Below are 22,620 nucleotides of genomic sequence, written 5' to 3' on the forward strand. Positions count from 1 at the left end.
TAAAGTTTATCACTTATGAGATGTAAAATTGTAACCCAAAGATTTACTTTGAGTTACAATTTAGAGAAGGATTTTTTAATCTAATAAACCTTTATAAGAAGAGTCTTTTGAAGGATTTATTTCTTTTTTACCTGTATCTGAAGGACTATCTAAAGTAATCAAACTGAATTCGCCTTTGTTGTAAGCATCCAACATTGATTGACCTTTATCTGTCAATATGCCATTTTGAATATCTACTGAATTGATAAAATCCATTGAGTAATCCATCGCACGTTTCATTTCGCCCAATTTCTTACTCATATCATCTTGAATGTATTCCATGGATTCATCGAAGTAGAATTTCTTATCTGGATTTCCTTTGAAAATGCTGATTGCCGTTTTCAAGGCATTCGAACTACTTTTTACAATCTCGTATTCAGCCTCCTTCAATTTTACTTTGATTTCAGTTTCCTTGATGATATAATCTGCCGAAGACTGTACTTTTTCCATGAAACCTAAAATAGTTTTCATGTTACGTTGCAAAGGCAAAAGTTTCTCATTCATTTCTTGCAAACCTGCGGCTTCTATACTTGCCAAAGAAGCAGCTTCTTTCATGCCAGGTTTATCGGTCATACTGTTTGCTTTGTTCGCTTCGCCGAATTTAGCTTTAATATTTTCGTTGTTTTCGCCAATTTTCTTGTTCAATTTCACCAATTGACCAGCCAGAATATCTATTTGTTTCGACATTTGTTCACGTTTTTCACGTAAATCAGAAATGTAGATTTTCATAATGGCAATTGGGTCAAGCTGAACGACGATACCTGTAATGTTTCGCATCAACATTTTAAACAAAAAGAAAACTGCTGTACGAACGTCTTTACTGGTAATTAGAAAAATAAAGAAACCCAATATTGCTAAAAGCCCACCAAGGTAAAGCGTATTTGATGTTACTTTTATCAAGAATTCAAGAATGATATTAAAGTAATACAAGCCGAAAGCGCCAATTGCAGCCAAGAAGAATAATGAAGTAATGCCTTCTGGCTTACTCCAAAATGATTTTGTCGGTTGATTTCCTCCGATTTGTGATAAATCTGTCATTGTTTTGGTTGTTTAAATTTTAAATGTTTGATTTAGAATAGTGTTATTTCAAATAAGCGACAATCTTTGCGATATCTCCTTTTATTTGTTCAACGAAAGAACGATGAGTTGTTTCATAATTACTTTTATTGATTGTAATTTTTTCACTTTGTTCCTCAATATCTCCAGTCAACTTTTTTACTTTCGATTGATTTTCTTCCATTTTTCGTTGTAATTCAACGATTTGTTTGGCGATATTTTCGTTTTCGTCTTCTGTCTTTTTCAGTTCGCTTTTCAAACCGCCAACTTTTTGGCTGATTGCCACTTCTACATCTTTCAAAAAAGCTTGTCGGTCGGCATCCAATATTCCAATGTATTGATTTGCAGTATTTGTCAGTACTTGTACATCTGTCATACCGCCCATTGCTTTAAAACTTGCCCAAGCGGCTTGAAATTGTTTTTCTTCCGAAAGCCCCAAGCCCGACAAACCTTTCAAAGCTTGCATATATTCAAAATAATCTGGTCCTTTTAAATTGGAATTTTCAAGTAATTGCACAAAATGGTCGATAAATTTTTTATCCATTACGCCATTTTCAACGGATTTTGGTATTACAACAGCCTCCTCTTTTACTATTTGAGGAGCTGGAACGGTGTTACTTGTATTTGTTGGATGAGCAGTTTCTTCAGTAATAAAGAAACTCAATAATTTTCTTCCGATACTTTTTTCTTCTGCTGCCATTTGAATAATGTATTTTGAATTAAAATGTTTCTGAAATTTCTTGTTTGAGGCTATTACAATATTAATACGCTTTTATTGGGAATGTCTATGCAGAAGTAAGAGTGGTTGCGGAGCTTGATAATCATATAAAAATTTATGATAATTTTTTTTCTTACGTGCAACATTATAATTGTTGCCTGCATCTTATGTCTGAGATTCAGAAAAACAGTTCTTTTCTGAGTTAAAACACTCATCAATTTTAAAGCATCCGCTTAAACCAAAAATCTGTTGAATATCAGGAGCATTTACCATTCACAAAGATAAACGACCGATTATGGTATTTTGTATTGCAAGGTACTGGCTTTTACCCATAACTTTGACACATCAAAAACAAGGAAACAACAAAATGCTCTAAAAATTGAAAACGTACTAAACCGAACAACAACTGTAACAAAAACGAACACCTCTAAATCTTAATAACCTTTTTAACTAATTGAAAAACAAACACTTATTAATTATGGCATAAAAATCTTATGAGTATCAGTAAAAATCAAAGTGTGTAATTTCTAAACTTTTATTTCTTATAAAAATTATTTTAAAATCTAAACAACTTAAAAAAATGAAAACTTTCATTAAATCTTTCGCAATTGCAGTATTATCAGTAATGTCATTTGTAGCAAGCGCTACTAACACAAACGAGCCAGCAAACAGTAAAAAATCATTTGCTGTAGGAATGTACCAAACTATCAATACCATGAAAATGAACGTATTGATTGAGAAAACGACGAGCAAGAACTTATATATTTCATTGAAAAATGAAAAAGGGGATGTGTTACACAAAGAAAGAGTAGGTAAAAACAGCCAGAAATATCATGGTAAATTTGATTTGAGCGAGTTGGAAGATGGTGCTTATAGCTTTGAAATCACTGATGGCGAAAGCAAAATTGTGAAAAACGTAAACATTGGTACTAAAAATCCTGAACCTGTTAATCAAGACCGTTTTATTTCATTAAACTAATTTCGTTTAACCTCAAATCTGTTTAAATCTCTTTAATATCTAAATCTTAAATTTAAATTTATCTTTCAAGCCGTGATGCGAACAAATATCGCATCACGGCTTTTTTGTATTTAAGAGCGAAAAAACATTAACATATCATTAACACGTTGCCCTAAAATAGCGATTCGAATAATTGCGTTTTATCAATATATCATCAAAATGGTAAAAAGAGTATTTCTAAAACTAAGCTGGTGTAATCACATAAAACCGTAAAGAACATGACTATCAAATTATTTAGCTTGCTAATTTTCACAGTTGGATTGGCAAATACTGCAATGGCTCAAGATCGTAACTATTCTAACAGAGATAGAGATTTCCAAAACCGTGACAGGGATTATAATCAACAACAAAATTATCCTGACCGAGACCGTGATAACAGAGATAATAGAGACGATGATAGATACGATAATCGTAACAATAATAATTACGATGTTTATGCAAGATGTGATAACAATCGTTATGGAAATTATGATTTTGACAGACGTAATCCATTCGATACTCGTAGCCCTAATTATGACCCTCGTAATCCGTTTGACCCACGCCCTGTCTATGACCCATACCGCCATAGCCGTTGGAACGAAATTGATTTCCGCAGTAATGCTGACCCTTTTGATTTTTGTGACAGCAGAAGAGCTTGGGCAAGTAGATATTATCCTTTAGACCCTCGCAATCCTTATGATATCCGTAACCGCTATCAAGAACGAGTGGTTTATAGAGGAGTAAGAAGACCTTCTCGTCCAGTAATTGTGGTAACTGTTCCGATTTTTGGACGTGGACACGGACATCACCGTGGAAGAGATTGGTAATCAAGACAAATAACATTCTAGCTAAAACCCCAAGGATAAGGTAATCAACTACTTATCCTTGGGGTTTTTAATTTTTATAATATTTTAAAATATAATGTTAATTAAACAGTATAAATCCAAAAAGTTCGACTCTTTGTGTTTACATAATATTCAACATTACATCAATTCTATTTTTTTCATGAAAATCTATCAAGCAATTAGTGAAAAAGAGGCTCAGACCTTTACCACAACGCAATTAAGAGAGAACTTCTTAATTGAAAGTATTTTTAAATCGAATGAGATACATTTTGTATATACTCATTACGACAGAGTAGTACTAGGCGGAGCAATGCCAACTACAGATGAACTTACTTTGCAGACTTATGACAATTTGAAATCGGATTATTTCTTAGAAAGACGAGAAATCGGTATCATTAATGTGGGCGGAAATGGTTCGATTGAAGCAGATGGTGTAAGCTATGAATTATCCAAACTAGATGCTCTTTATATCGGTAAAGGCGTGAAATCGGTCATTTTCAAAAGTAATGATGCTGATAGTCCTGCGCAGTTTTTCTTGTTATCAGCTCCTGCCCATCAAAAATTTCCTACTCAAAAAATGGGAAAAGAAGAGGCTTCTCCCGTTTCCCTAGGTACAGTAGAAACTGCCAACGAAAGAACCATCTATAAGTATATTCATTTAGGGGGAATTCAGAGTTGTCAAGTAGTAATGGGACTAACCGTTTTGAAAAATGGTAGCGTTTGGAATACAATGCCTGCACACGTTCATGATAGAAGAATGGAAGCTTACTTGTATTTTGATTTGAACCCTGAACACAGAGTATTCCATTTAATGGGTCAACCACAGGAAACTCGTCATTTAGTTGTTGCAAATCATCAAGCTATTTTATCGCCACCTTGGTCTATTCACTCTGGTGCTGGTACTTCTAATTACTCTTTTATTTGGGCAATGGCTGGCGAAAATTTAGATTTTACTGATATGGATTTTGTTCAAATTTCTGAATTACGATAATATTTTATCTCAATTAATACTCTCAACTATGAAAAAAACTCTTTTGTTATTACTCTCTTGCTGTGTATTTGGAGCTTCGGCTCAATCAAAAATTGATGTCAAAAAAGAATTTGCTTTTGCAGCCAAACAATATGAAGGCATGCTAAAAGCACATCCAGATTACAGCAAAACGCCACAATCAACCAATAAAGATGGTAGTCCAAGAGATATGCCTACAGAATGGTGGTGTAGCGGTTTCTTTGGCGGTTCACTTTGGTATATTTTTGAAGAAACAAAAAGTCCTTTTTGGAAAGAAGTTGCTCACAATTGGTCGATGGCTGTAAAAAAGGAACAGTTCAATACTGGTACGCACGATTTGGGTTTTATGTTGTATTGTCCATTTGGAAATGGCTATCGTCTTACCAAAAATGCTGAATACAAAGACATCATGTTAGTAGGAGCGAAGTCTTTAGCAACTCGTTTCGACCCTAATGTTGGTTTAATTAAATCATGGAATAAATTAAAACAGTATAACTATCCTGTTATTATTGACAACATGATGAACCTTGAATTTTTGTTTTGGGCAGCTAAAACTTCTGGAAATAAAGAGATGTACAATTTATGCCTTTCACATGCAGACAGTACTTTAAAAAATCATTTCCGACCAGATGGCAGTAGTTTCCATGTAATTTGTTACGATGAAAAAGGGCAACCTTTGGCAAAAATAACACACCAAGGTTATTCAGATGCTTCGGCATGGGCAAGAGGACAAGCTTGGGCAATGTATGGTTATACCGTAATGTACCGTGAAACCAAACAAAAGAAGTACTTAGATATGGCTGAAAAAATTGCCAATTTCTATTTGAACAATCCGAACTTGCCTGCTGATAAAATTCCATATTGGGATTTCAACGCACCAAATATTCCAAATGAAGAACGTGATGCTTCGGCTGGTGCCGTTACGGCTTCAGCTTTGTTAGAATTATCGACTTATACAGGTAAAAAAGGCAAAGAGTACTTCAAAGCTGCTGAAACGATGTTGACGAGTCTTTCAAGCCCTGAGTATAAAGCTAATTTAGGAGAAAACAATCATTTTATTTTGAAGCACAGTGTAGGAGCGAAGCCTCTAAAATCAGAAATTGATGTGCCTTTGGTTTATGCTGATTATTATTATTTAGAAGCGCTTTTAAGATACCAATCACTTTCAAAAAAGAAAAAGTAAATATCAGTCATTAAACATAAGCCTTTCCAAAAAGCAATGATTCCAAGAACGATATAGATTATTCTTTAAGAAAATAATCTATATCGTTTATTATTTCCCTTAACTGTTCTATACTTGTCTATGTTTATCCTCACAGGGTGTGATAATAAAATTCCAACAAAAACTTATCTTTATCAATTATTATCAATACATAAGCGTATTCTCTACGCTGATTCAAGCTCAATTTTATTTAATTCATCCAGTCCTAATTTATTTTACTTATGAAACTTAAATTTCAGGCATTTATACTGTTTTTGTGCTTCTGTACAAGTGCTTTATTTGCCCAAAATACCAATTCTCTAAAAGGGAAAAAGGTACTTATTTTCTCCAAAACAGCAGGTTTCCGCCATTCCTCTATTCCTTTCTGTACGAAAGCGATTCAAAAAATGGGTGTTGATAATGGCTTTTCTGTAGATACCACTGAAAATGCTGACAATTTCAACGAAGCCAATCTAAAAAAATACAGCGTTGTTGTATTTAACAGTACAACTGGCAATGTATTAACAGAACCACAACAAATTGCTTTCGAACGTTATATTCAAGCAGGTGGTGCTTTTTTGGGTATTCATGCGGCTTCGGATACTGAATACGACTGGCCTTGGTATGGTAAATTGGTTGGCGGATATTTTAATGGTCATCCGGGTAAAAATGTATCAAATGTGCAAAATGGCAAATTCATCATCAAAGACCGCACTCACATTTCTACCAATTTTATGCCTGAAAGTTTAGAGCGTAAAGACGAATTTTATAGCTTCAAGAATTTCAATACAGACGTTCATGTTTTATATACTGTTGATGAAAATTCTTTCAAAGAAGGTAAAATGGGAGATTTTCACCCAATGGCTTGGTACCATGAATTTGATGGCGGAAGAGCATTTTATACTAACTGGGGACATACTCATGAGACTTTTTCAGAAGAAATTCCTTTGAAACACATTCTAGGTGCTTTGCAATGGGCTGCTGATGGTCCAGCTTTAGATTACTCTAAAGTAAAAAGTGTTTTGCCTCCAGATGAAAACCGTTTTGTAAAAACTGTTTTAGATGAAAAATTAGACGAACCTACTGAATTGGTTGTTTTAGACAACGGTAAAGTAATTTTTGGTGAAAGAAAAGGGTTACTAAAAGTTTATGACCCAAAGAAAAATGCGACAAAAGTAGTGGCAGATTTAAGTGTTTATTCAAAATTTGAATATGGCTTAATGGGTGTAAATATCGACCCCGATTTCAATAAAAATAAATGGATTTACTTATTCTATTCTCCATCAGTAGGAGTAGTAGGCACTGATACTGCCAATCGTTTATCTCGTTTTGTGTATGATGATGTAAAAGATTCCCTTTTACTTAGCACCGAAATAGTAGTATTGCGTGTCCCTGTAAAACGTACTGAATGTTGCCATACTGGTGGCTCAGTTGCTTGGGATAGCAAAGGAAATTTATTCCTTTCTACTGGTGACGACACCAATCCTTTTGCTTCACAAGGTTATGCGCCGATTGATAATAAAGTTGGTCGTTCAGGTTGGGATGCTCGTTATACTTCCTCTAATACAAATGATTTAAGAGGTAAAATTTTAAGAATTAAGCCTACTGCTAATGGTTCATATACTATTCCTGATGGCAATTTATTTCCAGTTGGTACCGATAAAACTCGTCCTGAAATATATGTAATGGGCAATAGAAATCCATACAGAATATCTGTTGACCAAAGAACTGGATTTTTATACTGGGGCGAAGTAGGACCAGATGCTGGTGAAAATTCAACAAAATATGGTCCTCGTGGACACGATGAAGTAAACCAAGCTCGTAAAGCTGGTTACTTTGGCTGGCCACTTTTTGTAGCCGATAACCGTGCTTATAATCAAAGAGATTTCAATAAAGACAGTACTTGGACAAAGTTTGACGCAGCGCATCCAATCAATGATTCTCCTCACAATACTGGTTTACGTGAATTACCAGCAGCCCAAAAAGCATTTATTTATTATCCTTATGCTGATTCTCCAGAATTTGGTGCAATTGTTGGCAAAGGTGGACGTAATGCGATGGGTGGACCAGTATATTACTTCGATGATTTTGATGCAAACTCTAAAGTGAAATTTCCGAAATATTTAGATGGAAAATTCTTTGCTTATGACTGGATGCGTGATTGGATTAACTTAGTAAGTATGAAACCAAACGGAGATTTTATTTCGATGGAACGTTTTATGCCAAACACTAAATTCAGTCATCCAATGGACATGCAATTTGCGAAAGATGGTTCTTTGTATTTATTGGAATATGGACAAAACTGGTTTGCTCAAAACGACGACGCTCGTCTTTCACACATTACTTTCAATGCCGGAAATCGTAGTCCAGTAGTAATTGCTAATGCTGATAAAAAAGCGGGTGCACTGCCATTAAAAGTAAGTTTTTCTTCAGCAGGAACAATGGATTATGAAAATGATGTACTGAAATATGAATGGACTTTCGCTAAAGGTGCTAAAAGTAACTTAGCGAACCCTAGCTTCACTTTCACAAAAGCAGGCGTTTATAAGCCAATTTTGAAAGTAACAGATTCGGCAGGAAATGTAACAAGTACGACTCTTGAAGTAAAAGTTGGAAACGATATTCCGAAAGTAGTATTAGCAGTTAAAGGCAACAAAACTTTCTACTGGAACGACGAAAAAATTGCTTATGAAGTAAATGTTTCAGACAAAGAAGATGGTTCTTTAGCAAACAAAAAAATCAAAGAAGACGAAGTACAAGTAAACATTGATTACCTAGAAGGGTTTGACAAAACAGTTATTGCTCAAGGACATCAAGCTAATTTAAGCGTTTCAACGGGCAAACGTTTAATCGAATTATCTGATTGCAAATCTTGCCATTCAATCGACAAGAAATCTATCGGACCAAGCTATAAAGAAGTTGCTAAAAAGTATAAAGGCAATAGCAGAGCTTTAGGTGAATTAGTGGAAAAAATCATCAAAGGTGGTGGTGGCGTTTGGGGAGAACAAGTAATGGCCGCTCACCCACAATTGACGAAAGATGACACGAAAGAAATGGTAAAATACATTCTTTCATTGGCTGATGATAAAAAAGCAAGCAAGCCCGTAAAAGGTGAATACCTCACAAAAGACAATGGTAAAGCGGGTACTTATATCTTCTCGGCAAGTTATACTGACAAAGGTGGCAATAACTTAGGCTCTTTAACAGGTGCGACTAGTCTAACCTTGAGAAGTGCAAAGTTCAAAGCGAATTCTTTTGATACGCAAAAAGAAACAATGAAATATACGATTGATGGACTCGGTGAAGCAGTTATTGCTACGACAGACAATTCATATATTTCTTTTAATAATATTGATTTTACAGGAATTAAAGCATTCAGTTTAGCCGCTTTTGCAAGCGACGAACGTACTGTCGGTGGTATTATTGAAATTCGTTTAGACAGCCCAACTGGACAATTAATAGGTAGCGGAGAAGTAAGTAAATCTTCACCATCTGCTATTAATATTTCCTTAAAAACTCCATTATTGGGTTCGCATAATCTTTACTTAGTCTTCAAAAATCCAGAAGCGAAAGGAAAACCATTATTTGCTTTAACTGATATTACAGCAAATAAGTAATTACGGATTAAGTAAATCCCTGTACAAACAAAAAAGAGGCTACCAATTGGTAGCCTCTTTTTGTATATAAACAAACCTCAAATCGTCTCTGAAAAATTTATGTTAAACTCCTTTCCATTTAACAGCACAGCCAACCGTTTTGGTGAAATTTCCAACGACTGGTCTTCCAGCTAAAAGATTATTAACAGCATCTTCAACATAACGTTTTGTAACTGCATTGGCATCTTGCGTATTATCATCAATTCCACCAATGTATTGTAAAATAAATTTATCGCCTTCTTTTTTTACTACATAAACAGAAGGTGTTCTTGATACACCAAAAGCCTTTGAAGTAAACTGACTTTCGTCTTGCAAATAAGGAAAAGTATATCCTTTGGCTTTAGCAACTACTTGCATATTCTCGAAAGAATCTTCCTCATAAGCACTTGGGTCATTTGGATTAATGGCTATTACTGGATAACCCTGTGACGCAAATTTTTTATCTAAAGCCATAATTCTACTTTCATAAGCTTTAGAAAAAGGGCAGTGATTACAAGTAAAAACAATAATATAACCTTTCACTGAACGATTATCTGCCATTGAAACATAACTGCCAGAAGTATTTTTTAGTTTAAAATCAGTAACAACATCGCCAATTGCATATCCTTTATCTGCTTTCTGTCTGTTTTCTTCCCCACTTTGTGTAAATCCCAACAAACTCGTTAAGATGATTCCTAGTAAAAAAATCGTCTTTATATTCTTTATGTGTGTTTTCATCTTCTGATATATTTTAAGTATCTAATCATTTAGAAGTTAACGCTTTCTCCGTTTTAATATTTAAATATAATTTTTGTTAATTATTATAGTATTCAGTTTTGTATGGTAACAGGACACATTTTTTTTAGTTCATCACTAAATGTTGAAATATTTACTTTCCCTTCATAAAACTTTCTTTTCCTCAAATTTGAGTTGAGAACCAACGTTGCAGGAATCGTTCCAGACCATTCTTTATCAATCAAATCTATCCAAGAATTATAGTCTGGTTCATCCAATAATACTACTTTAGATTTAATTTTATTTCGTTCTAATACATTTTTCAGGCTTGTTTCGGCATCTTTCACAAAATCCATACTCACTAAGATAAACTTTATTTTTTGCGGATTATATACTGTATTAAGTTGCTCAAAAAAAGGTAATTCTTCCATACAAGGTTTGCACCAAGTTGCCCAAAAATGCAAAACAACAGTTGTATCTGATACTTGATTCAATACTTTTTGGAGATGCTCAAACTTTACAATCTCCACTTTTCTGTTTTGGCTATAAGCCTTAAAACATGAGCTATAAATTAAACAGACAAAAATTATTCCAATTCGTATTACTAAATTTCTACTTCGCATTTTATTATCTTATACAAATGAGATTGATGCTAATTAACTAACGTATAATTTTATAAATTATGTACCTCTAGCGCATTATTGTTGAAAACGAATACTTCCACATTTTAGCTTTATCCATAACTATCTTACTATTAGATTATTACGAAATAGATTATCCTTGCTCATTTGTTAAATAATTTATAATAAATATAGAAAAATCCTTTCTCTTTTCAAAACAAAATACGTATCTTTGCGACCCAATAAAATTATAACTAATAATAAAATGTACGCAATCGTAGAAATCGCTGGTCAGCAATTTAAAGTTGAGAAAGACCTTTTCCTCTACACCCACCGTTTGGCGGGCGAGGAAGGCGCTGCACTGGTTTTCGATAAGGTTCTTCTTGTCGATAATGACGGAGACATCAAAATTGGTCTTCCAACTGTAGCAGGTGCTACTGTAACAGGTAAAATTTTAGCTCACGTTCGTGGAGAAAAAGTAATTGTTTTCAAAAAGAAACGTCGTAAAGGATACCAAAAACAGAACGGTCACCGTCAGAATTTAACTAAAGTTTTAATTGAAGGAATTTCATTTTAGTATTTAATGATTAATTTTATTCGTTAAGAGTTTCTTCAAAACGAAAATTAAAACGTTAAATCGATAAACTAACAAAACAATGGCACACAAAAAAGGTGCGGGTAGTTCGAAAAACGGTCGTGAGTCGCATAGTAAGCGTCTTGGAATCAAAATTTTTGGAGGTCAGCCTGCAATTTCAGGGAACATTATTGTTCGTCAAAGAGGTACAGCCCACAATCCTGGTCAAAATGTAGGTCTTGGTAAAGATCATACTTTATTTGCTTTAATTGATGGTACTGTTCACTTTAAAAAAGGATTTAAAGGACGTTCTTTTGTAGAAGTTCTTCCTGCTTAATAGTGGCAAATAACTAAGGTTATTCCATTATAATTCTTTAGAAGAGATTAACGATTGAATTTATTCAAAGTTAATCTCTTCTTCTTTTTAGAGGTTTTGTAGAAAGGTAAAATTTAATATTACTTTCTTAGTAAAGTCTTTTACATTTGCGGCGAAACAATCTATCAATCCATTGACCTGTAAACATTTAGCTGTTTATAAGCAATGGTTTTTTTGTTTGTCATAGCGAGACTTTTAAAAAATTCACCAATATGAATCCAAACCTTTAAATTATTTGGAATTTAGCATTAAACGCCATTCTTTATAAGAATGGCGTTTTTTTGTACTATTCTTTGAACCCATTCAATGAGCAAACTTGTTAACAATCATATAATCAATCGTTTAATATTTATTTTAAACATTGATTATACTTTTGTATAGTAATATTTCAATATTTTAAACAAACAATAACATGAGGCAAAGCTTAGCCATTTTCCAACGTAACGATTGGAGAGATTTTCAGACAAGACGAAACGTCAATCGAAAAAATGTAAATAACAAAAAAACTCCAGAAGTTGCACATCCTGAACACGATAGAGTATCGTTCGACTGGATAAACTAAAAAAGCCGTCCCAAAGAAAATTGGAACGGCTTTTTTGTGTATTTCAATTGCTTATTCTACAGGGAAAGGGTATTCTTCCACATAAACATCTGTAAAAATCTCTGCTGGATCTGGCCAAGGAGATTCTTCAGCAAATTTAACTGAAGCTTCTACTCTTACTTTAATCGCTGCATCAATCGCTGCTAAATCTTCTTCTGTAGCAATTTCATTCTCTAAAATCGCTTGTTTTACTTGTTCGATTGGGTCACGCATTTTGTATGCTTCAACCTCCTCTTTAGTACGATATTTTTGAGGGTCAGACATTGAGTGACCTCTATAACGATACGTTTTAAATTCTAAGAAAGTTGGTCCTTCACCTGCTCTAGCACGGTCAGCCGCACGAGAAACCGCTTCGTGAACAGCTTCAACGCTCATTGCATCAACTGCTTCTGAAGGCATATCATAAGCTTCACCAATTGTATAAAGGTCAGTTACGTTAGAAGTTCGAGAAACCGAAGTACCCATTGCATAACCATTGTTTTCTACCACAAAAATTGCAGGAAGTTTCCAAGTCATTGCCATGTTGAAAGCTTCGTGTAAAGCTCCTTGACGAACAGCACCGTCACCAAAATAACAAATAGCAAGGTTTCCTGTTTTGTTATATTTTTCAGCAAAAGCTAAACCTGCTCCTAATGGAATTTGAGCACCCACAATTCCGTGTCCACCTACAAAACCTACAGATTTATCAAAAATGTGCATCGAACCACCTTTACCTTTAGAGATACCAGTAGCTTTTCCGAACAACTCAGCCATAACCGTATTAGGGTCTGAACCTAAAGCTAAAGGAATACCGTGGTCACGATATGCAGTGATGTACTTGTCGCCGTCTTTCAATGCAGATCTTGCTCCTGACGAACAAGCTTCTTGTCCGATGTAAAGGTGACAAAAACCTTTAATTTTTTGTTGTCCATACAACTGACCAGCACGCTCTTCAAATTTGCGTTGAAGTACCATCGACTCGTACCAGTACATATAGGTCTCCTTCGAGTATTTTACTTTGTTTTCAGCTTTCTTTGCCATTTTCTACAATTATGAATGAGTGATTTGTGAATAAGTGAATTGTAAGCTTCACTTTAACACTGCTTATTCGGAGATAAATCCGATGCTAAACTGCCTGTGATTTGCAATCCCATCAAACAGTCTTTAATTTGCACTACGAAATTAGTACAAAACAAAGAACACACAAAGTATTTTGTATTATTCATTGATACTTAAATACAGGTTTTGCTCATTTTTACGCTCAAATTTTCAATTCAATACGTTTTTATTTTCTTTTCATGTATTTACAAAAACTTAGTTTGACCAATTTCAAGAGCTACGATTACGATTCTTTCGAGTTTTCACCTCGGATAAATTGTATTGTTGGCGAAAATGGAAGTGGAAAAACTAATTTGTTAGATGCTATTTACTTTTTGGCTTTAACCAAAAGTGCTATTTCTAATCAAGATAACTTGAGCATTAATCATGACGCTGATTTTATGATGATTGAAGGAGATTTTGAAAATATAAAATCTACTTTAATTACGATTGCCTTACAAAAAGGACAAAAAAAGGCTGTTTTGCACGATAAAAAAGCCTACGAAAGATTATCAGAACACATCGGTAAATTTCCTGTCGTATTACTTTCGCCAAATGATACAGATGTGATTCGTGATGGGAGTGAAGAAAGAAGAAAATTCTTCGACGGAGTGATGTCTCAATTAGACTCTGAGTACTTAGAAAACCTCTTGCAGTACAATCGCTTGTTACTTCAAAGAAACTCTTTACTGAAGCAGTTTGCTGAACGCAATTATGTGGATGATTTATTACTTGATATTTATACCGACCCTTTGGTAGAAATAGCCATAAAGATATATGATGCTCGCTTGGCTTTTGCCAATACGTTTCTACCCATTTTCAAAAAGCATTATGAAGTATTATCTGATGCTAGAGAAAGCGTTGACATGATTTATGAATCGGAAGTAGGAAGTGACGATTTCACTACTGTTTTTCGTAGAAATAGACAGCGAGATTTAGCAGCACAGCGCACAACGATGGGAAGCCATAAAGATGATTTTATTTTTGAAATTAATGGCTTTACACTTCGAAAATTTGGCTCGCAAGGTCAACAAAAATCTTTTGTAATTGCCCTTAAATTGGCTCAATTTGAAATGTTAAGTCTTTCAAAAGGTTTTGCTCCGATTTTACTTTTAGATGACATTTTCGATAAGCTTGACGATAGAAGAATTCAACAATTAATCAATATGATGACTGACGGAACATTCAATCAAGTATTTATTACCGATGCTCGCCCTGAAAGGACACGACAATTGCTGGATAACTTAACCGTTGATATTCAATATTTTGACATTAAAAAAGCCTAACGTTTTCATTTCGTTAGGCTTTTCTATTTATTTTTCAGTGAATTTTACACCAGCATAATTCGTTTTAATCGTAATTTTTGTAGCAGAGCCTTTTCCAATTTTACCTTTATAAACTTTGGTTGATTGTATGCCCATTCTACGTTCTTCGTCTTCTTTATTATCAGGGTTCACCGTCAAAGTACATTTATTTTCTGGATACCTAAAATTGGCATAAGTTGTCGTCACTTCAAAATCTGCGTTGCAATCGCCCGTTACAGGTAATTTTACGGCTGTGTAATTAGAACGAATATCTAAGGTTTTCAATGTCTTTGATAATTCTGCCAATTGAACTCCATCTGAATAACTGATTGACAATTTTCCTGTCTGATTAATCTTACCGATTTTTCCACTAGAGTACTGAATTATTCCATCTAAATGATTGATGTCGTCCAGAATCATCGACCCATAATTATTGGTAAGTTTTAAATTATCTGCTTTTTCAATATTTAGTTTTGAATAAGCAATGTGCAAATCACCATCGTCCATTTGTTTGATATTACCAGAACCATATTGTACGAAGATGTCTTTTCCTCCACCCGTCAATCTATCAGAAACAAAGCTACCATAATTAGAAGTAATCTTTAACGGCGCTGAAAACTGGGGAATGATTGTTTTCCCATATTTATTTGCCACCGTCAAGGAATTAGATTTTGGCATAAAAATCATGTAGTTAATTTCTACACCACGTTTTTCCATCGTTTTTTTACTGCTACTCCAGTTAAAACTATTGGTTAAACTATTCGCCCAGCTCCAATTACCATTTCCATTGCTTTTCTCATCGGTATCAATCATTGTTTTAAAAGCTATTTTATCGCCTTCTTTTCTTTCAATGATTTCTACATTATCAATCAACATTTGTGCTTCAGCGTCAGATTTACCGTAACCAATGATGGTAATATCTACTTTGATTTCGTTTTTATTCCAAAGTTCTACTTTTACTTCACCGTGTTGATTATTGATGTTTAAAAAGTTTTTGGCATCTACTGAGAAAGATTTACTGATTACTTTTTTCTTTTCTACCGTAGCTGTTTCTTGAATGATGGCTTCACCATAAGCATAATTTTGGACGTCTGGTGCTGCTTGTGGCAAAGGTTGACATTCGATATTTCTTAGCGTTGCGGTTACACCATTAATTGTTCGAACAGCAATATTCCTCGTTGTGGCAATACTTGCTCTTAAATGATTCTCGAATGTTTTACTTTCTGTTGAATCACTTATGTGTACTCTTACTTCTTGTGCAAAGGTGCCATTAATGACTAAAACACTTAATGCTAATATATTCAATAACTTTTTCATGACATGCTTCGATTAAACTGTTTACCTCAAATGCTTCTTGTCGGATTGCTCTGATAATCTTTAATTTTCTGAATAATCGACAATTGCCTATTTAAAATATCTAACTGTACTTGTAAATTCTGAATCATGGCTTTAACTAATTCTTCCTGATTGGGCGTTTGGGGCAATTCTGCTTTCAGGTTTTGATAGTCTTTGTTCAGATTCTCGATTTCTGCGGCAAATTCTTTATATAATACTGGATCTTCTGTTTCAATTTGCCTGATTTCTTCACGCTTTGTTTCAATCAAACTTGCATACTGAACCATTTTATCACCATATTCGGGGCTTACTGTAGCAATAATTTTATCCGTATTTTGTGATTTGAAACCAAGATTATACACAAAGAAACAACCTATGAGCAAAGCAAGACTTGCTGCCATCGCCCAATATTTTTGTTTGAAAACGATAATATTTTTCTTTTCTACAAAGGATGTTTCTCCCGGAAAGGTATCTAAATTCCCTAAGCCTTTATCTATTTTATCCCACAAACCAGCAGGCACTTCAAATTGATCAAAGTTTTCTCGGTTGTCACGAATGAATCTTTCTGTTTTTGTCTTTTTCATAACGCTTTAAGCCTCCTCTCAATAAAAAAGAGAATAGGTCTTTATTGTTTTAAAATTTCCAACAATCGCTTTTTGGCTCTGATGTATTGTGTTCGAGAAGTAGATTCTGCCACACCCAAAATCTCAGCGATTTCCTCGTGGTCATAACCTTCTAATAAATACAAACAAAGTACTGTTCTAAAACCATCTGGTAACTGTTGAATGGCATTTTGTACTCTCTGAATATTAAGTTCTATTCCTTCCTCATCATAGGCTGCTTCGTCTGGAACTTCGCCTGCTTCTTCAATATCAATTAATTGTACTTTCCTATTGCGTAAATGATTTAACGCTCGATTGATGACAATCTGTTTCAACCAAGCACCAAAAGTACTTGTTTGTCTAAAATCATGAATTTTCTGAAAAGCATCCAAAAAAGCATCTTGCAGGACGTCCTCTGCTTCGCCAACATGATTTACAATTCGGACAGCAACATTGAACATAGCCTTTGCATAAAGCCTATAAATCTCGTATTGAGCCTTGCGTTCGCCCCTACGGCAAGCCTCTACGAGTGGTAAATGTTTGTCTATGTAATGTGTTTGTTCCAGTGCTAAAGGTTGAGGATTCATAGTGTTCAAACTTCTTAACCTTCAAGTTAAAAAGTTTTCATCTATTAGACAACCAATAACTTAAATTCAAACTAATGACACAGGCTCATTTACGAATGTTGCATTTTGTTAAAAATTCTTAAAATATTTTAAAAAAATTATCGTTTGGAATACTTCTCTAAAATATCATTCCATTGTTATTTTGCAATTGCGACAATTGTCGTTATATTTACGACATATTTACAAGATAAGGTTTAGATGAAAACACAAAATATATTACCCATTCCAACTTTAATTGTATTGTTGGGTGGACAAGCAATCATCAACCGAGAAATCAGACATGATTTTGACCTGATAGAAATTGCCAAAGAAGGCTTACCTAAACAAGCTTTAGATAGTTTAGCAAAGCAAATTGCGTTTTCTAACAAAGAAATGGCAGAAGTATTGAATATTTCAGAAAGAACGATTCAACGCTATCGAGACGACCAACGTTTAGACAAAGATGCTTCTGCAAAATTGATTCGCTTGGCAAAACTATATGAATTAGGGCAGGAAACATTTGGAAGCCTTGAACGCTTCAACGGCTGGATGCACTCTCGTGTACCTGCTTTGGGCGGAAAACGTCCTACGGAACTACTAGATACTTCTTTGGGCTATGAAATCATTGAAAGAGAATTAATTTATATTGAACACGGATTATTCTCTTAAAATGGACGTTTTTAGAATCAGTAAATTTAAAAGAGCTAGAGATTTATCGGGCTTTGGAGCAAGTTTAAAAGGTCAGCGTTGGAATAGGAGAGGTACTTCATTACTTTACACGGCTTCGCATCGGTCTTTGGCTTTATTAGAAGTATTAGTGCATATCGGAGAATACTACCCAGAAGACGATTACGCCATTATCACTTTAGATATTCCAGAGAATCAAATTGTTTCTTTGGATGCTTCCATTTTACCTAAAGACTGGGCTAAAATATTTGATGCTGGCGTGTTAGCTTCTTTTACAGACCATTGGCTGAAAACAGAGCAATCTATCGCTTTAGGAGTACCTTCTGCGATTGTTCCTCAAGAAACTAATTATTTGATTAATCCCTTACACCCAGATTTTCAGGATGTGAAGATTAAAAATATTGAAAAATTCACTTTTGACGAAAGATTTTTTAAAGATGTCATCGACTAAAACTGCCCAATTTTGGATTGAAAATTATCAAATGAATACTCATCCTGAAGGTGGATACTTTATAGAAACCTACCGTGCGAGTGAAAGTATTGCCCAAACGGCATTACCAGCACGTTTTAAAGGAGAAAGAGTATTTTCAACAGGCATTTATTTTTTGTTGGAAAGCCATCATATTTCAGCATTACATCGCATTGCCTCTGATGAAATGTGGCATTTCTATGCGGGTACGGCTTTAAATATTTATGTTTTAGATGAAGATGGTACTTTAGAAATTATTCGTCTCGGTAATAATCCTGACCGTGGAGAAGTATTCCAAGCAGTGGTTGCTGCAGGAAAATGGTTTGGGTCAAAACCTGCCGAAGAAAATACTTATTCCTTAGTAGGTTGTACTGTTGCTCCTGGTTTTGACTTTGAAGATTTTGAAATGAAAGACAGAAAAGCATTGCTACAAATGTTTCCTCAACATGAGGACATTGTAACAATGCTTACTTATTAAGAATATTGCTTGTCTATCCATTATTTCAATGCGATTGTTTGCGCAGAAACAGGTTTTCCAGCAATGTAGTCTTTGGCAAAAATTCTGTAATTATCAAAAATTTGACGAGTCGCTATTCTCAATGCTTTCTCATCAATATTATGTGTTTCTGGCGCAGCAATTCCCGCAGCATAACCCATCCAAATAGGGCGATTACTATCGTTTTCAACAAATTGTAAAAGAAGTGTGCCTTTTCTGAGTTTTACTCTTCTTAGTTCCTCATTCATATTTTCTTTGCCTAGTCCTCTGAAAGAACGTTGTAGCACAGAAAGATTTACATCTGTAGGAAAAAGAGCATAAAAGACAATTAAGTTGGGGCGTTCTTTTGAATCTTCATAGCCTCTTAATTTCATTTGATTGCCGATTTCATCAATCACAGCCTGAAATTTGTAGGTGGTATCAATCATCGTAAACTGTTTTTCTACGGTTGTGAACGATTGATAATTGGGTTTAAATACTTCATCTTCGATTTCTCGATGACAAGCAGAACCAATTTGAAAACTGTTACGATTACAAGACGCTAAAGCAAGGAGTGCAACCACTGCAAAAAGATAGATTTTTTTCATAACGTAAAAATTAATTTAAAACTTGAAACTTATAACTATTTGATTTTTAGTTGATTTACTTAATCTAAAATCGAAATTGAATTTTCAATCGCAAAAAGCGGTTCTAATAATGAATACGTAAAAATTTGAGAATAGTCTCTTTAGTGGTGTGTTAATCTGTGTATATAATAGATTTTAAAGCTAATTGTTTAACTATCTGATAATATGACTGATAGCTTTCTGTTTATTACTCAGTGCTACTTTCGTAAGGAATTATAATTTTAAAAAAATGAATACAAAACCAATTATTCGTGTAGATGTTGTTTCGGACATTGTTTGTCCTTGGTGTTATATCGGTAAACGCAGGTTAGAAAAAGCTATTCAAGATACACAAAGTTCTTGTACTCTGCAAGTTATCTATCATCCTTTTCAACTAGACCCAACTGTTCCAAAAGAAGGAATTCCCTTCAGTGAACACATGGAAGGACGTTTTGGCGTTAATTACGCTCAAAAGTTTCGTCAAGTTGAGCAAGCCGCTGAAACGGAAGACTTAGATTTTGATTTTGAAAACCTTCCTAAAGCTATTAATACTTTTGCTTTCCACAGAATACTTACGATTGCTTTGCAAGAAGGGATTCAAGTTGAAGTAAAAGAAGCTTTGATGAAAGCTTATTTTATTGACAGAGTTGATTTAACAGACGAAAACATTGTGGCAGAAGTAATGAATCAATTTGGTTGGTCTGCCGAAAAAACAATTGGCATTCTACAGTCAGATGAAGCTTCTGACGAAGTAAAAGAAGAAATGCACTATTTTCGTCAACAAGGAATTTCAGGAGTACCTTTCTTTATTTTCGATAAAAAATATGCTGTTTCTGGCGCACAACCTTCGGAAGTATTTAAAGAAATCTTTGAAAAATTAGCGCAAGAAAAACAAGTACAGGCAATTTCGGGAGAGGTTTGTGATGTAGATGGGGAAAATTGTTAATAGATTTATTTAATTTCTGGAGGAACTTGAATAGTCTCTCCAGAAATTAAATTTTTTCAATCCACGAGTTGGAAACTCGTGTTACAGAAATTACATTTTTACTAAAGTATTCCCACGCATTACAGGTAAAACATCGTACAAATCTTGTTGTAAACAATAAGCGATGTCTTTTTGTATTCCTAAACGCTGCAATCTTTTTACGTGAGAAGAAGATGCTACAAACGATAATAAATCATTTTTAGCTAATTCATATTGACGTAATGCCATCAAAGCAGAATCATCTTCTACCATAAATTCTTCTTGCAAACGCTCTACTAAAGCTCCTGCAAAAAGCGTATCTTCTAAATTCGGTTTGCCTTTCCAGCCCGCACATAATACCAAAATATCGTATTGTTGTTCTTTTAAATAATTCGTTAAAGCCCCCAAGTTCAAGAAAGAGCCTACCATTACTTTTACCGCCGATTTCGATTTGTTTATTGCCAAAGTACCATTGGTTGTAGTAACACAAACCGTTGCACCATTCACTTTTTCAGTCATGTAACTGAAAGGAGAATTGTCGAAATCAAAACCTTCTGGTGTTTTTCCATCACGTTCTGCCGCTGCTAAGTAACCTTTTTGTTGATAACTTACACATTCTTCAATCGTTGATACTGGAATGATTGCTTCTACACCATTGGCGAAAGCGGTTGTCATACAAGAAGTAGCTCTAAAAATATCTACAACGACAACAATCGAATTTTCGATATTATATAAATGTAATAACTCGGGACTGATACAAACGTCTATTTTTTGCATAATTTCAAAAAAATCTAATTCACATTTTACTTCAAAAAGGGCATTTTGGTCACTACTGCCTTCAAATATTTGTTACGGATATTGATATATACTTCCGAACCTACTTTGGTGTATTCTTTGGTGATATAACCCATTCCAATTCCTTTACTAAGCGTAGGCGACTGTGTTCCAGAAGTTACTTCGCCAATGATATTACCAGCAGCATCCATAATTTCATAATGTTGACGAGGGATACCTCTATCAATCATTTCAAAACCTACTAATTTACGAGTTGGCCCGTTTTCTTTAATTTTTTTATGGAATTCAGAATTGATAAATTCTTTGTTGAATTTGGTAATCCATCCTAAACCTGCTTCAATTGGAGAAGTACTATCGTCAATATCGTTTCCGTATAAACAATAGCCCATTTCTGTACGCAAAGTATCTCTTGCACCTAAACCTACAGGCATGATATTAAACTCTGCACCTGCTTCGAAAATCGCTTTCCACATCGCTTCGGCATCTTTGTTCCAAACATATACTTCAAAACCGCCAGCGCCAGTATAACCTGTTGAAGAAATCAAGACATCGTCTATTCCTGCTACTGTTCCTGATTTGAAAGAATAATATTCCATCGAATCTAAATCTAAATCCGTTAGTTTTTTCAGCGTATCAATCGCTTTTGGACCTTGAACAGCAAAGAGACTCAATCTGTCTGAAATGTTTTCCATTTCTACACCGAATGTATTATTTTGCTGTAGCCAGTTCCAATCTTTTTCAATGTTTGACGCATTTACTACTAAATAATATTCGTTTTCGTCCCAACGATATACCAAGAGGTCATCTACAATTCCGCCTTTATCGTTTGGTAAACATGAGTACTGTACTTTTCCATCAACCAAAACCGAAACATCATTAGAAGTAACATATTGTAAAAATTCAGTGGCACGTTCTCCTTTAACTACAAACTCGCCCATGTGCGATACATCAAAAACACCTACCGAAGTACGAACACCAATATGTTCTTGAATAAGGTTTGAATATAAAACTGGCATTGAATATCCTGCAAAAGGTACCATTTTTGCCCCAAGCGACACATGAACATCATTTAGATGAACGTATTTTAAAACTTCTGTTTGTTCCATTGGATGTTGATTGAAATTGAAAGATTAACCAAAAAATATGTGGTTAGTAAGTATATACTTGTCATATATTTCACAAAAGTAACAAAGTATCTTGAGAACTCTAAAAAGCTGAGAGCTATGAGCTATCAGCTTTGAGCTTTTGTTTTAGACTTTACAGTGCTGTAATTCA

General features: G+C 34.5%; 24 protein-coding genes. 13 read left to right on the forward strand and 11 right to left on the reverse strand.

The window, feature by feature from the left end; all coding sequences use genetic code 11:
• Positions 1 to 75: 75 nt before the first annotated feature.
• Both VB798_RS10595 and VB798_RS10600 read right to left on the reverse strand, forming a co-directional pair.
• Positions 76 to 1,077 carry a hypothetical protein gene (locus VB798_RS10595; protein ID WP_323258446.1) on the reverse strand — a complete coding sequence of 334 codons (1,002 nt, stop codon included), beginning with the start codon at positions 1,075 to 1,077 and terminating at the stop codon, positions 76 to 78.
• Between the two features lie 43 nt (positions 1,078 to 1,120).
• On the reverse strand, positions 1,121 to 1,795 hold the full coding sequence (locus tag VB798_RS10600) for a hypothetical protein (protein ID WP_323258447.1): 675 nt from the start codon (positions 1,793 to 1,795) through the stop codon (positions 1,121 to 1,123).
• A gap of 598 nt (positions 1,796 to 2,393) precedes the next feature.
• Between VB798_RS10600 and VB798_RS10605 the strand changes: the two genes are divergently transcribed.
• The 5 genes from VB798_RS10605 (at position 2,394) to VB798_RS10625 (ending at position 9,482) form a co-directional block, all read left to right on the forward strand.
• The gene (locus tag VB798_RS10605) at positions 2,394 to 2,792 is read left to right on the forward strand and encodes a hypothetical protein (RefSeq protein WP_323258448.1); all 399 of its coding nucleotides are present in this window, start codon (positions 2,394 to 2,396) and stop codon (positions 2,790 to 2,792) included.
• Between the two features lie 257 nt (positions 2,793 to 3,049).
• Positions 3,050 to 3,637, forward strand: a complete 588-nt coding sequence (locus tag VB798_RS10610; RefSeq protein ID WP_323258449.1) for a hypothetical protein — start codon at positions 3,050 to 3,052, stop codon at positions 3,635 to 3,637.
• Between the two features lie 178 nt (positions 3,638 to 3,815).
• Positions 3,816 to 4,646: a 5-dehydro-4-deoxy-D-glucuronate isomerase gene (gene kduI, locus VB798_RS10615; protein WP_323258450.1), complete on the forward strand. Its 831-nt coding sequence runs from the start codon at positions 3,816 to 3,818 to the stop codon at positions 4,644 to 4,646.
• 28 nt (positions 4,647 to 4,674) lie between these two features.
• Positions 4,675 to 5,847 (forward strand): glycoside hydrolase family 88 protein, encoded by a 1,173-nt coding sequence (locus VB798_RS10620; RefSeq protein ID WP_323258451.1) that lies wholly within the window; start codon positions 4,675 to 4,677, stop codon positions 5,845 to 5,847.
• 260 nt (positions 5,848 to 6,107) lie between these two features.
• Entirely contained in the window at positions 6,108 to 9,482 is a 3,375-nt protein-coding gene (locus VB798_RS10625) for a ThuA domain-containing protein (RefSeq protein ID WP_323258452.1), read from the forward strand.
• A 102-nt stretch (positions 9,483 to 9,584) separates the two neighbouring features.
• Here the strand turns inward: VB798_RS10625 and VB798_RS10630 are convergent, their stop codons facing one another.
• Both VB798_RS10630 and VB798_RS10635 read right to left on the reverse strand, forming a co-directional pair.
• Positions 9,585 to 10,238 (reverse strand): thioredoxin family protein, encoded by a 654-nt coding sequence (locus VB798_RS10630; RefSeq protein WP_323258453.1) that lies wholly within the window; start codon positions 10,236 to 10,238, stop codon positions 9,585 to 9,587.
• Between the two features lie 92 nt (positions 10,239 to 10,330).
• Positions 10,331 to 10,765 carry a TlpA disulfide reductase family protein gene (locus tag VB798_RS10635; RefSeq protein ID WP_323258454.1) on the reverse strand — a complete coding sequence of 145 codons (435 nt, stop codon included), beginning with the start codon at positions 10,763 to 10,765 and terminating at the stop codon, positions 10,331 to 10,333.
• A gap of 355 nt (positions 10,766 to 11,120) precedes the next feature.
• Between VB798_RS10635 and rplU the strand changes: the two genes are divergently transcribed.
• From rplU to VB798_RS10650, 3 genes are all read left to right on the forward strand, one after another.
• Positions 11,121 to 11,432 carry a 50S ribosomal protein L21 gene (gene rplU / locus VB798_RS10640; protein ID WP_184136166.1) on the forward strand — a complete coding sequence of 104 codons (312 nt, stop codon included), beginning with the start codon at positions 11,121 to 11,123 and terminating at the stop codon, positions 11,430 to 11,432.
• Positions 11,433 to 11,511: 79 nt separating this feature from the next.
• A complete protein-coding gene (rpmA, locus tag VB798_RS10645; RefSeq protein WP_184136168.1) occupies positions 11,512 to 11,766 on the forward strand; it encodes a 50S ribosomal protein L27 in 255 nt (84 codons plus the stop codon).
• 451 nt (positions 11,767 to 12,217) lie between these two features.
• Entirely contained in the window at positions 12,218 to 12,367 is a 150-nt protein-coding gene (locus VB798_RS10650) for a hypothetical protein (RefSeq protein ID WP_323258455.1), read from the forward strand.
• 51 nt (positions 12,368 to 12,418) lie between these two features.
• Here VB798_RS10650 and pdhA read toward each other — a convergent pair whose 3' ends face one another.
• Positions 12,419 to 13,426, reverse strand: coding sequence for a pyruvate dehydrogenase (acetyl-transferring) E1 component subunit alpha (gene pdhA, locus VB798_RS10655; RefSeq protein WP_323258456.1), 1,008 nt, complete (start codon positions 13,424 to 13,426; stop codon positions 12,419 to 12,421).
• Positions 13,427 to 13,683: 257 nt separating this feature from the next.
• On the opposite strand from pdhA, the gene recF reads away from it, so the two are divergent.
• On the forward strand, positions 13,684 to 14,769 hold the full coding sequence (recF, locus tag VB798_RS10660; protein ID WP_323258457.1) for a DNA replication/repair protein RecF: 1,086 nt from the start codon (positions 13,684 to 13,686) through the stop codon (positions 14,767 to 14,769).
• A 27-nt stretch (positions 14,770 to 14,796) separates the two neighbouring features.
• On the opposite strand, the gene VB798_RS10665 is transcribed toward recF, so the two are convergent.
• From VB798_RS10665 to VB798_RS10675, 3 genes are read right to left on the reverse strand one after another with little or no spacing between them, the layout of a single operon-like run.
• The gene (locus tag VB798_RS10665) at positions 14,797 to 16,104 is read right to left on the reverse strand and encodes a hypothetical protein (RefSeq protein ID WP_323258458.1); all 1,308 of its coding nucleotides are present in this window, start codon (positions 16,102 to 16,104) and stop codon (positions 14,797 to 14,799) included.
• Between the two features lie 26 nt (positions 16,105 to 16,130).
• On the reverse strand, positions 16,131 to 16,706 hold the full coding sequence (locus tag VB798_RS10670; protein ID WP_323258459.1) for a hypothetical protein: 576 nt from the start codon (positions 16,704 to 16,706) through the stop codon (positions 16,131 to 16,133).
• Positions 16,707 to 16,747: 41 nt separating this feature from the next.
• A complete protein-coding gene (locus VB798_RS10675) occupies positions 16,748 to 17,311 on the reverse strand; it encodes an RNA polymerase sigma factor (RefSeq protein WP_323258460.1) in 564 nt (187 codons plus the stop codon).
• Positions 17,312 to 17,548: 237 nt separating this feature from the next.
• Here VB798_RS10675 and parS point away from each other — a divergent pair, with 237 nt between their 5' ends.
• From parS to VB798_RS10690, 3 genes are read left to right on the forward strand one after another with little or no spacing between them, the layout of a single operon-like run.
• Entirely contained in the window at positions 17,549 to 17,998 is a 450-nt protein-coding gene (parS, locus tag VB798_RS10680) for a type II RES/Xre toxin-antitoxin system antitoxin (protein WP_323258461.1), read from the forward strand.
• A gap of 1 nt (position 17,999) precedes the next feature.
• Positions 18,000 to 18,467 carry an RES family NAD+ phosphorylase gene (locus tag VB798_RS10685; RefSeq protein ID WP_323258462.1) on the forward strand — a complete coding sequence of 156 codons (468 nt, stop codon included), beginning with the start codon at positions 18,000 to 18,002 and terminating at the stop codon, positions 18,465 to 18,467.
• The gene (locus VB798_RS10690) at positions 18,454 to 18,963 is read left to right on the forward strand and encodes a cupin domain-containing protein (protein ID WP_323258463.1); all 510 of its coding nucleotides are present in this window, start codon (positions 18,454 to 18,456) and stop codon (positions 18,961 to 18,963) included. The genes VB798_RS10685 and VB798_RS10690 overlap by 14 nt, the downstream gene beginning before the upstream one ends.
• Before the next feature lie 20 nt (positions 18,964 to 18,983).
• Here the strand turns inward: VB798_RS10690 and VB798_RS10695 are convergent, their stop codons facing one another.
• A complete protein-coding gene (locus VB798_RS10695; protein WP_323258464.1) occupies positions 18,984 to 19,568 on the reverse strand; it encodes a DUF4136 domain-containing protein in 585 nt (194 codons plus the stop codon).
• Between the two features lie 268 nt (positions 19,569 to 19,836).
• On the opposite strand from VB798_RS10695, the gene VB798_RS10700 reads away from it, so the two are divergent.
• Complete coding sequence (locus tag VB798_RS10700) at positions 19,837 to 20,532, forward strand: DsbA family oxidoreductase (RefSeq protein WP_323258465.1); 696 nt, start codon at positions 19,837 to 19,839, stop codon at positions 20,530 to 20,532.
• A gap of 90 nt (positions 20,533 to 20,622) precedes the next feature.
• Here the strand turns inward: VB798_RS10700 and VB798_RS10705 are convergent, their stop codons facing one another.
• The gene (locus tag VB798_RS10705; protein ID WP_323258466.1) at positions 20,623 to 21,327 is read right to left on the reverse strand and encodes a 2-phosphosulfolactate phosphatase; all 705 of its coding nucleotides are present in this window, start codon (positions 21,325 to 21,327) and stop codon (positions 20,623 to 20,625) included.
• Positions 21,328 to 21,353: 26 nt separating this feature from the next.
• Positions 21,354 to 22,451 carry a glycine cleavage system aminomethyltransferase GcvT gene (gene gcvT, locus VB798_RS10710; protein ID WP_323258467.1) on the reverse strand — a complete coding sequence of 366 codons (1,098 nt, stop codon included), beginning with the start codon at positions 22,449 to 22,451 and terminating at the stop codon, positions 21,354 to 21,356.
• Positions 22,452 to 22,620 lie beyond the last annotated feature (169 nt).

Source organism: Arcicella lustrica (genome assembly GCF_034930985.1).
GTDB lineage: Bacteria > Bacteroidota > Bacteroidia > Cytophagales > Spirosomataceae > Arcicella > Arcicella lustrica.